The organism is Streptomyces longispororuber, assembly GCF_024448165.1.
Classification (GTDB): domain Bacteria; phylum Actinomycetota; class Actinomycetes; order Streptomycetales; family Streptomycetaceae; genus Streptomyces; species Streptomyces longispororuber_A.
Genome location: NZ_JAMOLN010000056.1, coordinates 1 through 15,155, shown reverse-complemented (window position 1 = coordinate 15,155; position 15,155 = coordinate 1). Strand labels below are relative to the sequence as shown.

The window sequence follows — 15,155 nt, the reverse complement described above, 5'->3', positions numbered from 1 at the left end:
CACACGTACGTCGGCGTCGCCGCAGCCATGAAGCGACGTTGCCGAGTAGACGTATCGACACGCGATTCGGATCCCTCCGAGGGCCGGTCGGTCCCATCCGATTTCCGATGGGGGCCATCACCGGCACGTTCTGAGGCCGGGGAGCCGCTGAGTGATCCCTGTGGTGATCCTGAAAACGTGACGCATGTTCATCTTCTGTCGTTGGCTAACCGCCGGTAACCTCCGGCTCACCATCGTCGGGAGGACCAGGCATGCGACGACGCATCCCACGAACCACCCTGCACAGAAGCCTTTTCAGGAGAGGTACGGCCGCCGCGGCCCTCGTGCTCACCGCGGGACTGCTCTCCCCGTTGTCGACGGCTGCCGCCGCCGACGAACCCGTACCGGCCACCGACTACTGCGAAGGTCAGTGCGCGGACATCCTGCCGCCCGGTGCGAACGGCAGCGCCACGCTCGCCGAGATCCTCGGCAACAAGCTGTTCGGAACCCAGCCCGCACACGCCGACGATCAGATCGGTCCCTATGACGCGCTGTCGTCCGGGTATCCCTCACTCACGGACGACACCCTCACGAATTTCTTCAACGACTCCTCCTTCGGCGTCCCGGACGACCAGGTCGGATCCGTCACCCGCCCCCGCGACGATGTGACGATCACCCGTGACAAGAAGAACGGCGTACCCCACGTCAAAGGTTCCACGCGCTACGGAACCGAGTTCGGCGCCGGCTACGCCGCAGGTCAGGACCGCCTCTGGCTGATCGACCTGTTCCGCCACATCGGCCGCGGCGAGCTGACGTCCTTCGCGGGCGGCGCCCTCGCCAACCAAGGCCTGGAGCAGGAGTTCTGGCCGCAGGCCCCGTACACCGAGGAGGACCTGGAGAAGCAGGTCGACTTCATCAAGAAGAGCGGCGGCGCCCGCGGCGAGCAGGCCATGGCCGACGCGCAGGCCTACATAGACGGCCTCAACGCCTACCGCGTGAAGTCCAAGAACGGCCGCTACTTCCCGGGCGAGTACGTCCTCACCGGCAAGATCGACGCGATCACGAACATCGGCGAGATCCAGCCGTTCAAGGTGACCGACATGATCGCGCTGGCCTCCGTGGTCGGCGGCCTCTTCGGCAACGGCGGCGGGGGAGAGGTCGACGCGGCCCTCTCGCTCCTCGCGGCCCAGCAGAAGTACGGCGTCGAGAAGGGCACCGAGGTCTGGGAGTCGTTCCGCGGGCGCAACGACCCCGAGGCCGTCACCACCATCCACGACGGCACCAGCTTCCCGTACGGCACGAAGCCTGCGAAGGCGCGCGGCCAGGCCCTGCCCGACCAGGGCTCCGTCGACCGCGAACCCCTGGTGTACGACCGCACGGGCTCGGCCGCCACGGAGTCCACGACGTCCGTGGCCAAGGACCCGGTGAAGGCGCCGAAGAGGCTGAAACCGCTCCAGGGCATGTACGACGACGGGGTGCTGCCCGCCGACCTGTTCACGGACTCGGCCTCCAAGAAGGGCATGTCGAACGCGCTGCTCGTCTCCGGCAAGCACACCGCCTCCGGCAACCCGGTCGCCGTGTTCGGCCCCCAGACCGGCTACTTCGCGCCCCAGCTGCTGATGATGCAGGAGCTGCAGGGCCCCGGTATCAGCGCGCGCGGCGTCTCCTTCGCGGGCGTCGGCATGTACATCCAGCTCGGCCGCGGCCAGGACTACGCCTGGTCGGCGACCTCCGCGGGCCAGGACATCACGGACACCTACGCGGTACCGCTGTGCGAGCCCGACGGTTCGGCGCCCACCAAGCAGTCCACGTCGTACCTGTACCGCGGCACCTGCACCCCGATGGAGAAGCTGGAGAAGAAGAACGCCTGGAAGCCGACCGTCGCCGACTCGACGGCCGCCGGCTCCTACCGGATGCAGGTCTTCCGCACGAAGTACGGCATCGTCTCGCACCGCGCCACCGTCGACGGCAAACCCGTCGCGTACACCTCGCTGCGCTCCACGTACCGCCACGAGGCCGACTCGATCATCGGCTTCCAGATGCTGAACGACCCGTCCTACGTGACGGACGCCGCGTCGTTCCAGAAGGCCGCGCAGCACATCAGCTACGCCTTCAACTGGTTCTACGCCGACTCGCGGAGCATTGCCTACTACAACAGCGGCGACAACCCGGTGCGCGCGGACGACGTCGACATGTCGCTGCCGGTGCGGGCCGAACAGGCCTACGAGTGGCAGGACTTCGACCCGGCCGAGAACACGGCGGCGTACACGCCACCGGCCCAGCATCCGCACTCCGTCGACCAGGACTACTACATCTCCTGGAACAACAAGCAGGCCAAGGACTTCACCGCGGCCAACTTCAGCCTCGGCGCGGTCCACCGCGGGAACCTCCTCGACGGCCGCGTGAAGAAGCTGACCGAGGAGGGCGGCGTCACCCGGGCCTCGCTCACCCAGGCCATGGAAGAGGCCGCGGTGACCGACCTGCGCGGCGAGCAGGTGCTCCCCGAGATCCTCAAGGTCATCCGCAGCAAGCCGGTCGACGACCCGCAACTGGCCAAGGCTGTCCAGCAGTTGGAGGCCTGGCGCAAGGCGGGCGCCCAGCGCAACCAGACGTCGGCCGGGTCGAAGACCTACGCCCACCCCGACGCCGTGCGCATCATGGACGCGTGGTGGCCGCGGCTCGTCGAGGCCGAGTTCAAGCCCGGGCTCGGCGACGACCTCTACCAGGCCCTCACCGGTGAACTGAGCATCGACGAGGCACCGTCCGCCGGACACGGGCCCACCGGATCGCACGCGGGCTCCGCGTTCCAGTACGGCTGGTGGGGATACGCCGACAAGGACCTCCGCTCCGTCCTCGGACAGCCGGTGCAGGGGAAGCTGGGCGCGCAGTACTGCGGCGGGGGCGACCTCTCGGCCTGCCGCGACGCCCTCCTCGCGTCGCTCGCCACGGCCGCCGCCGAGCCCGCCACGGAGGTCTATCCCGGCGACGACCTCTGCAAGGCCGGTGACCAGTGGTGCGCGGACACCATCAACCACCGCGCCCTGGGCGGCATCACCCACCGCACCATGCAGTGGCAGAACCGCCCCACCTACCAGCAGGTCGTGGAGTTCCCGGCCCACCGGTAGTCCCGTACCCGCGGTCGCGCCCGCACCGACGTTGCGGGCGCGGCCGCGGGCTTGCGCGGCTCGACGCGGCGACGACCGCGTTCCGTGCCGTCCGGCCGGCCGGCGCTAGTGGGGCACCCGCCCGGCGCCGAGGACGACGCGGGCCAGCTCCTCGTGGCAGATGTCGCTGTGGGCCCCCGCGGGCGGCGGCCCGTGCCGGACGACCTGCGCCGAGTCGACGCTGACACACCCGGACGCCGGGACCCCGGTGCGCAGCACCTCGGCCAGCGACGGGCGGACGGCGCCGGTGACGGACTGGATCCCGTCGAAGCCCATCGCACCCCAGCGCATGCCGAGGCCCGCGATGTCGCGGTCCTCGCCCGCGAGCCGGGACGCGAGCGGGTACATCACGCTCAGCGCCGTGTCGAAGTGCGAGTAGCAGGACACCAACGGGCCGTCGATCCGCGCCTGTTGACCCCTGAGGGTGCCCTGGGGGGCGAACGCGTAGTGCGAGAACGCGCCTTGGAGCAGCGTCACCGACTTCACGTTCCGCGCCTGCGCCGGCAGTCCGGCGAGCGCGAACGACACGAGCCGCGCCCCGAAGCTGTGGCCCACCAGGTGCACGCGCACGTCCGGCGCGTCGTGCGCGAGCCGGCCGAGCGCCGGACCGAGCCCCTCCTTGCCGACCTTCCCGGCGCGCTTCTTCATCGCGAAGTACGTTGCCTGGCGCAGCAGTTCGTGCGCGCCCTGCCACGCCTTGGCCACGCCACCGGGCCAATGGAAGGAGGCCACTCCCTGGGCCGCCTCCTCCAGGGCCGCCGCGAACTCCAGGCAGACCCCGCGGGTGTCCTTGCGGAACATCGCGGGCGCGGCGTGCCGCTCGTCCGCATCGTCGGCGTCGGTGTCGGCGTCGGCCTCGGGGGCGACGGCCGGGGTGCCCACCAGCTGCGCCACGAGGCCGCCGAACTCGTCGAACACGCCCTGCCTGTCGGGCCGTTCGTCGAGCAGGCCCGCCAGCCGGTCCACGACCGAGTCCTGGCCGGCGAACACCTCGTGCAGCGCCTGCCGCGTCCCCTTGTCCAGCGTCGCGCGCGGCGCCGTCGCGGCGGGCGCGGCCGACGGGTCGAAGTCGGGGATCGGCTCGTCCGTGAACCGCATCGACGGCCACAGCACGCCCACGTACCCCAGGTGCGCGCCGGGCGCGAGTGCCGGGAACGGTGCGAAGAAGCGGTCGTAGAGGCGGGTCGCGATCGACCGGTCGTTGTTCCAGCCGTGCGCGAACACGACGAGGTCGCGCACCCCGCGTTCGGGCACCTCGCGCAGCAGCCGGTCGCGCCGCGCCGGATCGGGATCCCCGTCGGCGTCGAACGTCAGCTCCCAGTAGGGACGTACGTGAACTTCCGGTACGGCCATGGCCAACCCCCGTGCAGTCGTCCGTGCGGTGTGCCGCATCGTCCTGCGCCGCGCGGGGGTTGGCCATACGCCATGGACGCCAATTCACCGGCGCACTAGCCGAGTTCGCGCTCCCGCGTCTCCGGCAGCGCCCGTACGCACAGCAGTGACACGACCGCCATCGCGCTCACGTACCAGCCCACCGACGACGAGCCGAAGGCGCTCTGCAGCCGGGTCGCCACCAGTGGCGCCACCGCACCGCCGAGCACCCCGCCCAGGTTGTAGGCGAAGGACGCCCCCGAGTAGCGCACCCGCACCCCGAACAGTTCCGGCAGATAGGCGCCCATCGGTCCGTAGACCACGCCCATGCAGAACAGGGCGCCGCCGAGCGCGAGCGCGATGAGCACCGGCTGCTCGGTGTCCATCAGGGGGAACAGGGCGAGCCCCCACACGACGGCCAGCCCGGACCCGATCAGCACCATCCTGCGGCGCCCGCCCGCGTCCGAGCGGGTCGCCGCCAGCCAGGTCCCCGCGGCCAGGAACAGACACGCCACCAGGGACACCGCGAGCATCGTGCTGCGCGGGACGCCGAGCGTCTTCGTGCCGTACGCCAGGCAGTACGTCGTGGCCGTGTAGAACAGCCCGTACGCGACGACCATGCCGCCCGCGCCGAGCAGGATCTCCTTGGGGTGGCGCTTGAAGACCTCCAGCGCCGGTGCCTTGCTGGCCTCCTGATCCCGCATCACCTTCGCGAAGACCGGGGTCTCGCTGATCTTCAGCCGGACGAACAGGCCGACCGCGACGAGGAGGAAGGACAGCAGGAACGGGATGCGCCAGCCCCACGACTGGAACGCGTCGTCCGACAAGGACTCGGAGAGCAGCCAGAAGATGCCGGTCGCCGCGAAGAAGCCGACGGACGGGCCGAGTTGGGGGAAGGCGGCGAACATGCCGCGTCTGCCGCGCGGCGCGTGCTCGACGGCGAGCAGCGCGGCGCCGCCCCACTCGCCGCCGAGGCCGACGCCCTGGAGGAAGCGCAGCAGGACGAGCAGCACGGGCGCCCAGACGCCCAGCGTGCCGTAGCCGGGCAGCAGTCCGACGCACGCCGTCGACAGGCCCATCAGGAGCAGTGATGCCACCAGGACCGACTTGCGGCCGATCCGGTCGCCGAAGTGACCGAAGACCAGCGAGCCGATGGGCCGGGCGGCGAACGCGACGGCGTACGTCGAGAAGGAGGCGAGGGTGGCGTTGAGGGAGGAGAGGTTCGGGAAGAAGGCGTCGTTGAGGACGAGGGCGGCGGCCGTTCCGTAGACGTAGAAGTCGTAGAACTCGATGGCCGTGCCGATGAAGCTCGCTACCGCGACCCGGCGCAGGCTCTCCGGTTCGGAGGTCTGCGCCGGGGCGGCCGAGGCGGTGTCTTCCCTGGTGGAATCGTCTTTCAGCACGTCGTGCACTGTTGCGGTCCGTGCATGGTGCAGTCAATGTCTGAGACACACCGTCTCGGGTGCTGAGACCTTGACTGCGCCTACGTGCTCGACTGTGCCTACTTGTACGTCAGGTAGTGGCGGCGCACGGCCCGGAACGCGGCCAGCTCGCTCTGCCAGCCCGCCACCACCTCGTCCGTCGAGGCCCCCGCGTCGATCATCGTGCGGACCTGGGTGGAGCCGGTGAGCTTGTCGATCCAGTTGTCCGTGCGCCAGGCGAAGCCGCTCCAGGCCGACTTGGCCGTCACGAGGAGGCCGATGCCGGTGCGGACCGGGTCGAAGGCGTCGCGGTCGTCCACGTGGATCTGGACGCCGCCGATCGTCTTGCCCTGGAACTTGGAGAACGTGGGGGCGAAGTACGCCTCCCTGAAGTGCACGCCGGGCAGGGCGAGTTCATTGGCCGCCGCGGCCCACTTCCGGTCGACGCCCTCGGCGCCGAGGAGTTCGAAGGGCCGGGTCGTGCCGCGCCCCTCGGAGAGGTTCGTGCCCTCGAAGAGGCAGGTGCCCGAGTAGACCAGCGCCGTGTCGGGCGTCGGCATGTTGGGGCTCGGCGGCACCCACGGCAGGCCCGACGCGTCGTAGAAGTCGCGGCGCTTCCAGCCCGTCATGGTGACGGTGGCCAGCTCGACCGGGTGCGCCAGGTACTCGCCGTTGAAGAGGCGGGCCAGCTCGGTGACGGTCATGCCGTGCGCCTGGGAGATCTCCCGGCGGCCCACGAAGGTCGCGAACTCCTTGTGCAGGACCGGCCCGTAGGCGTTGCGGCCCGTCACCGGGTTCGGCCGGTCGAGGACGACGAACTTCTTGCCCGCGAGCTGCGCCGCCTCCATGCAGTCGTACAGCGTCCAGATGTACGTGTAGAAGCGGGCGCCCGCGTCCTGGATGTCGAACACGATCGTGTCGACGCCGGACGCGGTGAACACGTCGGCGAGCGCCTGGCCGCTCTTCAAGTACGTGTCGTAGACCGGGAGTCCGGTCGCCGGGTCGTCGTAGCGGCCCTCCGATCCGCCGGCCTGCGCGGTGCCGCGGAAGCCGTGCTCGGGCCCGAACACCGCCTTCAGGTCGACGCGTTCGTCGACGTGCATCACGTCGACGATGTGCTGGACGTCGCGGGTGACGCCGGTCGGGTTGGTGACGACGCCGACCTTCTGGCCGTCCAGCAGCGCGTAACCGTCCGCCGCGAGCCGCTCGAACCCGGTCCGCAGGCGTCTTCCTCCGTCGGCGGCGGAGGCGGCGCCCCCGGCGCCGAGCCCACCCGCGACACCCGCACTTGCGCTCGCCGCGAGCAGCGCCCGTCTCGACACGTTCACAGGAACCTCCGTGATCACCGGAACTGGCATGGCCATGCACGCTAGCGCCCGGATGGCCGTCGCGGAACGAACCCGGCGGCGATCACCGTCCTGAACCCCTTCCCGGTCTCCATACCGACTGGTTAGTCTGCTGAGGCAACCGGAGCCGTGCCCGCGTCCGCCGCGTGGTGCCGAAGCCGTGCCGAAGCCGTGTCGAAGGAGACCGATGGTGGAGAGTTTGCAGGGGCAGTCAGTCGTCGTCACCGGTGCGGGAGGCGGCATCGGCGCCGCCATCGCCCGCCGCTTCGCCGACGCGGGAGCCCGCGTCGTCGTCAACGACCTGGACGCGGCCAAGGCCAAGTCCGTCGCCGACGAGATCGGTGCCACGGCGGTGCCCGGCGACGCCTCGGCGGTCATCGACGACGCGCGCGACGCCCTCGGCGGCACCGTCGACGTCTACTGCGCCAACGCGGGCCTCGCCTCCGGCGGCACCGAGGCCGCCGACGAGCAGGTGTGGGCGGCGGCCTGGGACGTGAACGTGATGGCGCACGTCCGCGCCGCGCACGCGCTGCTCCCCGGCTGGCTGGAGCGCGGCAGCGGCCGCTTCGTCTCCACCGTCTCGGCCGCGGGTCTGCTCACCATGGTCGGCGCCGCCCCGTACAGCGTGTCCAAACACGGCGCGTACGCTTTCGCCGAATGGCTCTCCCTCACCTACCGGCACCGCGGCCTCAAGGTCCACGCGATCTGCCCGCAGGGGGTCCGCACCGACATGCTCACGGCCGCCGGATCGGCCGGCGACCTGGTGCTCGCGCCGACCGCCATCGAGCCCGCGGACGTCGCCGACGCGCTCTTCGCGGGCATCGCCGAGGACCGCTTCCTGATCCTGCCGCACCCGGAGGTCGCCGAGTACTACGCGGCCCGCGCCGCCACCCCGGAGCGCTGGCTCACCAACATGAACCACATCCAGCAGAAGTGGGAGGCCGCCCGGTGAGCGAGTCGATCTACGCGGCCCGGCCCTGGCTCGGCGTCCTCAACGCCGCCCAGAGGGCCCCCGTCACCCCCGCCGCCTCCGTCGCCCACGCCTTCGCCGACGCCGTGCGCCGCGCCCCCGACCGCACCGCCCTCGCCTACTTCGACGGCCGGCTCTCCTACGCGGAGGTGGACGCCCTGTCCGACTCCGTGGCCGGTCACCTCGCGGCCGAGGGCCTGCGGCACGGCGACCGCGTCGCGATCATGCTGCAGAACTCGCCGCACTTCGTGCTCGCGCTGCTCGGCGCCTTCAAGGCGGGCGCCGTCGTCGTCCCCGTCAACCCCATGTACAAGGCGGGCGAGGTGCGGCACGTCCTGCACGACGCCGAGGTGACCGGGCTCGTCTGCTCGGACCGCGCCTGGGAGTCGTACCTGCGCGAGACCGCGGCCGACTCGCCCGTCCGCATCGCGCTCACCGCCTGCGAACTCGACCTCCAGACCCGCAACGACGAGCGGGTCCTCGGCTTCGAGCGGGTGGCCCCGGCGGCCGACGACGCCGACGATCTCGTCACCGTCGCCCGCGCCGGCCACAAGGCACCGGAGGGCCGCGAACTCGCCGCCGCCGACATCGCGCTGATCAGCTACACGTCCGGGACGAGCGGCACCCCGAAGGGCGCCACCAACCTGCACGGCAACATCACGTACAACGCGGAGCGCCAGCGCACCGGCCTCGGGCTCGCCGAGGGCGCCACCTACTTCGCGCTCGCGCCGCTCTTCCACATCACCGGCATGGTCTGCGAACTCGTGGCCTCCTTCGCCAACGCCGGCACCCTCGCCCTCGCCTACCGCTTCGAACCGGGCGTCGTCCTCGACGCGTTCACCGAGCACCGGCCCGCCTACACGGTCGGCCCGTCCACCGCCTTCATGGCGCTCGGCGCGCAGCCGCAGGCGACCCGGGAGCACTTCGCGTCCTTCAGCTCCATCTCGTCGGGCGGCGCACCGGTGCCGCCCGCGCTGGTCGAGAAGTTCCGGGACGCCTTCGGCCCGTACATCCACAACGGCTACGGGCTCACCGAGTGCACCGCGCCCTGCGCGTCCGTGCCGCCGGGCGTCGAGGCGCCGGTCGACCCGGTCTCCGGGACCCTCGCGGTCGGCGTGCCGGGCCCCGAGTCGGTGGTCCGCATCGTCGACGACCTCGGCGCGGAGGTCCCCTTCGGCGAACAGGGCGAGATCGCGGTGCGCGGCCCGCAGGTCGTGCCCGGCTACTGGCGCCGCCCCGACGCCACCGCCGAGGCCTTCCCCGACGGCGAGCTGCGCACCGGCGACATCGGCTTCATGGACGAGAACGGCTGGCTCTACGTCGTCGACCGCAAGAAGGACATGATCAACGCGTCCGGCTTCAAGGTCTGGCCGCGCGAGGTCGAGGACGTCCTCTACACCCACCCCGCCGTGCGCGAGGCGGCCGTCGTCGGCGTCCCTGACGCCTACCGCGGCGAGACCGTCAAGGCGTACGTGAGCCTGCGCCCCGGGGCCGACGCGACGCCGGACGAGCTGGCGTCGTACTGCAAGGAACGGCTCGCCGCGTACAAGTACCCGCGCGACGTCGAGGTCCTGCGCGACCTTCCGAAGACGGCAAGTGGGAAGATCCTCCGGCGGGAACTGCGTTCCCCCCAGGCATAGCGGAAGAAACGGACAAGGCGGTGGCGGCAGTGCCCAGGACGACGACGGACGGCGACGGCACGCCCGTTCCCGAGCGGCTCCTCGCGGCCGCCACCAGGCTCTTCGCCGAGCGCGGCTACGACCGCACGTCGGTGCAGGAGATCGTCGAGGCGGCGGGCGTCACCAAGGGCGCCCTCTACCACTACTTCGGCTCGAAGGACGATCTCCTGCACGAGGTGTACGCGCGGGTCCTGCGCCTCCAGCAGGAGCGGCTCGACGCCTTCGCCGACCAGGACGAACCGGTCGAGGAGCGGCTGCGCGGCGCTGCCGCGGACGTGGTCGTCACGACGATCGAGAACCTCGACGACGCGGCGATCTTCTTCCGCTCCATGCACCACCTCAGCCCCGAGAAGAACAAGCAGGTGCGGGCCGAGCGGCGGCGCTACCACGAGCGGTTCCGCGCGCTGATCGAGGAGGGCCAGAAGGCCGGCGTCTTCTCCACCGAGACCCCGGCCGACCTGGTGGTGGACTACCACTTCGGCTCGGTCCACCACCTCTCCACGTGGTACCGGCCGGACGGCCCGCTCACCCCGCAGCAGCTCGCCGACCAGTTGGCGGGCCTGCTGCTGCGGGCCCTGCGCCCGTAAGCCGGGACAGCAGCGCCTCCGCCGCCGGATTGCGCGGCCGGGGCGCCCGCCCGGCCAGCACGATCGCCCGCCCCGGTTCGGGCTGGCGGATGGTCACGCACGGCAGCCCGGAGGCCTCCCCGATCCGCCGCGGCACGATGGCGACCCCGATCCCGGCCCGTACGAGGTCCACGAGCAGTCCGATCTGCGTCACGTCACAGGTGATGCGCCGCTCCAGACCGCAGTGCGCGGCGAGCCGGCGCACCGCCGTCTCCAGGCCGGTACCGGCCCTGAAGTCGACGAACGGCTCGTCCGCGAGATCACGGAGCAGCGTGCGGCCCGCCCCGGCCAGCGGGTGGCCGGGCGCGGTGACGAGCACGAGGTCCTCCCGCCACGTCCCGAACACGGCCAGCCCGTCCGGCAGTTGACGCGCGTCCGGCGCGAGGAACGCCAGGTCCAGCTCGCCGGCCCGCAGCCCCTCGATCAGCTCCTCCACGGGCGCCTCCCGCACGGACACCTGGATGCCGGGCAGTTCCCGGTGGAACGCGGACAGTTCCGCGGCCAGGTCCACACAGGTCAGTGTCTGGATGGTGCCGACGGCCAGCCGTCCGGCGCCGAGCCCGGTCACCTGCGCCACGGTCTCCCGCGCGGCGGCGGCCCCCGCGAGCAGCTGCCGGGCCTGCGGCAGCAGCGCCCGCCCGGCCTCCGTGAGCACGACACGGCGGCCCGTCCGGTCGAACAGCTCCGCGCCCAGCTCGCGCTCCAGGTTCCGGACCGACGTGCTGAGCGCGGACTGCACGATGAGCTCGGCGCGGGCCGCCGCGGTGAAACTGCCCTCGTTCACGACCGCCACGAAGTGGCGCAGCTGACGTATCTCCACCCATCGATTCTATGAATACGCCCGAGCGAAACGATCTGTTGGACCGGGGGGACGGCGCGGCAGGAGGGTGGTGGCCATGGACCACGTACCCGTTCTCTGGACCGCGGCGTACGCGCCGCGGGTGTCGCCCGCCGTGCGCACGGCGTCCCGCCAACTCCTGCGCGTGCGCTGCTTCCTGCGCCGCCTGGCCCTGCTGGACCATGCGGGCGGGGGCGGGTACTGAGCCGGGGTGACCCGTTGAAGGCTGCGCGGCGGCGCATGCCTTCCAGGGGCGCGGGGAACTGCGCGACCAGCCCCACCGGACGGTCGGACGCGACGGCTCAGACGTACCGCTTCAGCTCCCGCCGGGCGAGAGACCGCTGGTGCACCTCGTCCGGCCCGTCGGCCAGGCGCAGCGTCCGCGCCCCGGCCCACAGCTCGGCCAGCGGAAAGTCCTGCGACACCCCGCCCGCGCCGTGCAGCTGCACCGCCTTGTCGATGATGTCGACGACCGTCCGGGGCGTCGCGATCTTGATGGACTGGATCTCGGTGTGGGCGCCGCGGTTGCCCACCGTGTCCATCAGCCACGCGGTCTTCAGCACCAGCAGCCGCAGCTGCTCCACGGCGACCCGCGCGTCGGCGATCCACTCCTGCACCACGCCCTGCTGGGCGAGAGGCTTGCCGAACGCCGTCCGGGCGACGGCCCGCCGGCACATCAGCTCGATGGCACGCTCGGCCATGCCGATCAGCCGCATGCAGTGGTGGATGCGGCCGGGACCGAGCCGCGCCTGGGCGATGCCGAAGCCGCCGCCCTCCTCGCCGACCAGATTGCTCACCGGCACGCGCGCGTGGTCGAAGACGACCTCCGCGTGCCCGCCGTGCCAGTGGTCCTCGAAGCCGTACACGGTCATGGCCCGGCGCACCTCGACACCCGGGGTGTCGCGCGGCACCAGCACCATCGACTGCTGGCGGCGGATGTCGGGCCCGTCCGGGTCCGTCTTGCCCATCACGATGAAGACGCGGCAGTTCGGGTTCATGGCGCCGGAGATGTAGAACTTCCGGCCCGTGATGACGTAGTCGTCGCCGTCGCGCTCGATGTGCGTCGTGATGTTCGTGGCGTCGGAGGATGCGACCTCCGGCTCGGTCATCGCGAACGCGGAGCGGATCTCACCGGCGAGCAGCGGCTCCAGCCACTGCTTGCGCTGCGCCTCGGTGCCGAACTGGGCGAGCACCTCCATGTTCCCGGTGTCCGGTGCGCCGCAGTTCAGCGCGGTGGGCGCCAACTGCGGGGACCGGCCGGTGATCTCGGCCAGCGGCGCGTACTGCAGGTTGGTCAGACCGGCACCGTGCTCGGCGTCCGGCAGGAACAGGTTCCACAGGCCCTGGCGGCGCGCCTCGGCCTTCAGCTCCTCGATGACGGCCGGGGTCTCCCACGGCGAGTCGAGCGCGGCACGCTGCTCGGCGGCGACGGCCTCCGCTGGGTACACGTGCTCGTCCATGAACGCCAGGAGACGCTCGCGCAGCTCCTGGGTCCTGGCGTCGAATGCGAAGTCCATGGGAGGGATCAGCCTTCCTGAAGGTCCTGGAGGGTGGTGAGGCCGTGCTCGATGAAGACGGGAACCAGCTCGCCGATCCGGTCGAAGCCGGCGCCGACCGTCTGGCCGAGCGTGTAGCGGTAGTGGATGCCCTCAAGGATCACGGCGAGCTTGAACCAGGCGAACGCCGTGTACCAGGCGACCGCGGACACGTCGCGCCCCGAGCGCGCGGCGTACCGCTCGATCAGCTCGGCCGGGTCCGGGTGCCCGGCGGCCGAGGAGGTGGTGGAGATGGGGGAGTTCGGCATCTCCAGCTTCGCGCTGTACATCGCGAGCAGACCGACGTCGGTGAGCGGGTCGCCGAGCGTCGACATCTCCCAGTCCAGGATGGCCTTGATGCGGTCGACGCCGTCCGGGTCCTGCCGTACGAGGACGTTGTCGAGCCGGTAGTCGCCGTGCACGATCGTCGGCGCGGGGGAGGCGGGGAGCGAACGGCCCAGGGCGGCCTGGAGCTCGTCGATGCCGGCGAGCTCGCGGTTGCGGGACGCGTCGAGCTGCTTGCCCCAGCGGCGCAGCTGCCGGTCGAGGAAGCCCTCCGGCCGCCCGAAGTCACCGAGCCCGACCGACGCCGGGTCGACGCCGTGCAGGTCGACGAGCGTGTCGACGAGGCCGAGCACGGCGGCCCTGGTCCGCTCGGGGCCGAGAGGGGCGAGCTGGTCGGAGGTCCGGTAGGGCGTGCCGTCCACGAACTCCATGACGTAGAACGGCGAGCCGATGACGCTCTCGTCCTCGCACAGCAGCACCGGTTCGGGCACCGGCACGTTCGTCGGGTGCAGGGCGGCGATCACCCGGTGCTCGCGCTTCATGTCGTGCGCGGTCGCGAGGACGTGCCCCAGCGGGGGCCGCCGCACGACCCACTTCGAGGTCCCGTCGCCGACCTGGTACGTCAGGTTGGAGCGCCCGCCCTCGATGAGCCGCCCGGACAGCGGACCCGCGACGAGGCCGGGCCGCTCACGGTCGAGGTGGGCGCGCAGCCGGTCGAGGTCCAGGCCAGGGGGGTGACTCATCGCGGTCCTCCGGGAGTCCGGTTGGTGAGCAGATGGTTGGCGGATGGTGAGCAGACGACGGGCAGATGGCGGGTACAGGCATCGGCGCTCAGCACGCGTCGCACAGTGCGTCACATCATGCCGACCAGTCGGTATGCCGTCCAGTGACTGGCGGAAACGTGATCGTTCTAACGGTGCCAGCCGCTGCCGCGCGATGTCCGGGGATCCGGCGAACCAGGGATCCGGGAGCCGGGGGAGGAGCCGGGGGAGCAGGAGCCGGACTGCTCTCCCCAGGCCAGTCCGGAATGCCGCACCGGCAGGGCCGTGCGAACCTCCGGTCATGAAGGCGATCAGCTACCGCTCGTACGGCGGCCCCGAAGTCCTCACATACGGAGAGGTGCGCGACCCGAAGGTCGCCCCGGACACCGTCCTCGTGAAAGTACGGGCCGCCTCCGTCAACCCCGTCGACTGGAAGTGCCGCGACGGCCACCTCGACGCGATCCTGGACCCGGTCTTCCCGGTGATCCCCGGCTGGGACGTGTCCGGAGTGGTCGTCCAGCCGGGCGTCTCCGTCACGGAGTTCGCGACCGGCGACGAGGTCATCGGCTACGTGCGCGAGGACTTCCTGTCCCGCGGCACCTTCGCCGAGTACGTCGCCGCGCCCGTGCGCACCCTCGCCCGCAAGCCCCGCAACCTCGGCTTCGAGGAGGCGGCGGGGCTGCCGTTGGCCGGACTGACCGCACTCCAGGTCCTCACCCGCGCCCTGGAGGTGGGCGAGGGCGACGTCGTCCTGGTGCACGCGGCGGCCGGCGGGGTCGGCTCGGTGGCGGTGCAGCTGGCCCGGCACCTCGGTGCCCGGGTCATCGGCACCGCGAGCGAGCACAACCACGACTACGTGAGGGAACTGGGCGGCGAACCCGTCAGCCACGGCGACGGTCTGGCCGAACGGGTCCGCGCCCTGGCCCCCGAGGGCGTCGACGCGGCCTTCGACACGGTGGGCGGCGAGACCCTGCGGGTGTCGGCGGAGCTGCTGGCCCCGGGCGGCCGCCTGGCCTCCGTCGCCGACGGCGCGGTCCTCGGCCTGGGCGGCCGCTACTGCTTCGTCCGCCCCGACGCCACGGACCTCGCCCGCCTCTCCGACCTGGCGGAACAGGACGTCCTGACCGTGCACGTGGCGAAGACGTTCCCGCTCGAAGAGGCCGCCGCCGCCCATGAGCTG

12 protein-coding genes are annotated in these 15,155 nt (G+C 71.6%); 6 read left to right on the top strand and 6 right to left on the bottom strand.

Annotated features, from left to right (window positions below):
* Positions 1-251: 251 nt before the first annotated feature.
* Positions 252-3,104: a penicillin acylase family protein gene (locus M4J07_RS17950; RefSeq protein ID WP_255973068.1), complete on the top strand. Its 2,853-nt coding sequence runs from the start codon at positions 252-254 to the stop codon at positions 3,102-3,104.
* Between the two features lie 105 nt (positions 3,105-3,209).
* Here the strand turns inward: M4J07_RS17950 and M4J07_RS17945 are convergent, their stop codons facing one another.
* The 3 genes from M4J07_RS17945 to M4J07_RS17935 form a co-directional block, all read right to left on the bottom strand.
* Positions 3,210-4,496 (bottom strand): serine-threonine protein kinase, encoded by a 1,287-nt coding sequence (locus tag M4J07_RS17945; protein WP_255973066.1) that lies wholly within the window; start codon positions 4,494-4,496, stop codon positions 3,210-3,212.
* A 95-nt stretch (positions 4,497-4,591) separates the two neighbouring features.
* Positions 4,592-5,917 (bottom strand): MFS transporter, encoded by a 1,326-nt coding sequence (locus M4J07_RS17940; protein ID WP_255973064.1) that lies wholly within the window; start codon positions 5,915-5,917, stop codon positions 4,592-4,594.
* Positions 5,918-6,015: 98 nt separating this feature from the next.
* Positions 6,016-7,263 (bottom strand): exo-beta-N-acetylmuramidase NamZ family protein, encoded by a 1,248-nt coding sequence (locus M4J07_RS17935; protein ID WP_255973062.1) that lies wholly within the window; start codon positions 7,261-7,263, stop codon positions 6,016-6,018.
* 205 nt (positions 7,264-7,468) lie between these two features.
* On the opposite strand from M4J07_RS17935, the gene M4J07_RS17930 reads away from it, so the two are divergent.
* The 3 genes from M4J07_RS17930 to M4J07_RS17920 are packed head-to-tail and all read left to right on the top strand — an operon-like array spanning position 7,469 to position 10,517.
* Complete coding sequence (locus M4J07_RS17930; protein WP_255973060.1) at positions 7,469-8,233, top strand: SDR family oxidoreductase; 765 nt, start codon at positions 7,469-7,471, stop codon at positions 8,231-8,233.
* A complete protein-coding gene (locus tag M4J07_RS17925; RefSeq protein WP_255973058.1) occupies positions 8,230-9,891 on the top strand; it encodes a class I adenylate-forming enzyme family protein in 1,662 nt (553 codons plus the stop codon). Before M4J07_RS17930 ends, M4J07_RS17925 begins: the two co-directional genes overlap by 4 nt.
* A 29-nt stretch (positions 9,892-9,920) precedes the next feature.
* Positions 9,921-10,517, top strand: coding sequence for a TetR/AcrR family transcriptional regulator (locus M4J07_RS17920; protein WP_255973056.1), 597 nt, complete (start codon positions 9,921-9,923; stop codon positions 10,515-10,517).
* Here M4J07_RS17920 and M4J07_RS17915 read toward each other — a convergent pair.
* On the bottom strand, positions 10,456-11,376 hold the full coding sequence (locus M4J07_RS17915) for a LysR family transcriptional regulator (protein ID WP_255973055.1): 921 nt from the start codon (positions 11,374-11,376) through the stop codon (positions 10,456-10,458). The two genes, M4J07_RS17920 and M4J07_RS17915, sit on opposite strands and share 62 nt — an antisense overlap.
* Positions 11,377-11,452: 76 nt before the next feature.
* On the opposite strand from M4J07_RS17915, the gene M4J07_RS17910 reads away from it, so the two are divergent.
* A complete protein-coding gene (locus M4J07_RS17910) occupies positions 11,453-11,599 on the top strand; it encodes a hypothetical protein (RefSeq protein ID WP_255973053.1) in 147 nt (48 codons plus the stop codon).
* Between the two features lie 97 nt (positions 11,600-11,696).
* On the opposite strand, the gene M4J07_RS17905 is transcribed toward M4J07_RS17910, so the two are convergent.
* Together M4J07_RS17905 and M4J07_RS17900 are read right to left on the bottom strand one after the other, a co-directional pair.
* Complete coding sequence (locus tag M4J07_RS17905) at positions 11,697-12,911, bottom strand: acyl-CoA dehydrogenase family protein (protein ID WP_255973051.1); 1,215 nt, start codon at positions 12,909-12,911, stop codon at positions 11,697-11,699.
* Between the two features lie 8 nt (positions 12,912-12,919).
* A complete protein-coding gene (locus tag M4J07_RS17900) occupies positions 12,920-13,957 on the bottom strand; it encodes a phosphotransferase family protein (RefSeq protein ID WP_255973050.1) in 1,038 nt (345 codons plus the stop codon).
* 319 nt (positions 13,958-14,276) lie between these two features.
* Between M4J07_RS17900 and M4J07_RS17895 the strand changes: the two genes are divergently transcribed.
* On the top strand, positions 14,277-15,155 hold an 879-nt coding region (locus tag M4J07_RS17895; protein WP_255973048.1), incomplete at its 3' end, for an NADP-dependent oxidoreductase.

Excerpts from the sequence above, each read along its gene's own strand:
- M4J07_RS17950 (WP_255973068.1), top strand. The coding sequence starts at position 252 with ATGCGACGACGCATCCCACGAACCACCCTGCACAGAAGCCTTTTCAGG.
- M4J07_RS17905 (WP_255973051.1), bottom strand. The coding sequence starts at position 12,911 with ATGGACTTCGCATTCGACGCCAGGACCCAGGAGCTGCGCGAGCGTCTC.
- M4J07_RS17945 (WP_255973066.1), bottom strand. The coding sequence starts at position 4,496 with ATGGCCGTACCGGAAGTTCACGTACGTCCCTACTGGGAGCTGACGTTC.
- M4J07_RS17910 (WP_255973053.1), top strand. The coding sequence starts at position 11,453 with ATGGACCACGTACCCGTTCTCTGGACCGCGGCGTACGCGCCGCGGGTG.
- M4J07_RS17900 (WP_255973050.1), bottom strand. The coding sequence starts at position 13,957 with ATGAGTCACCCCCCTGGCCTGGACCTCGACCGGCTGCGCGCCCACCTC.
- M4J07_RS17930 (WP_255973060.1), top strand. The coding sequence starts at position 7,469 with ATGGTGGAGAGTTTGCAGGGGCAGTCAGTCGTCGTCACCGGTGCGGGA.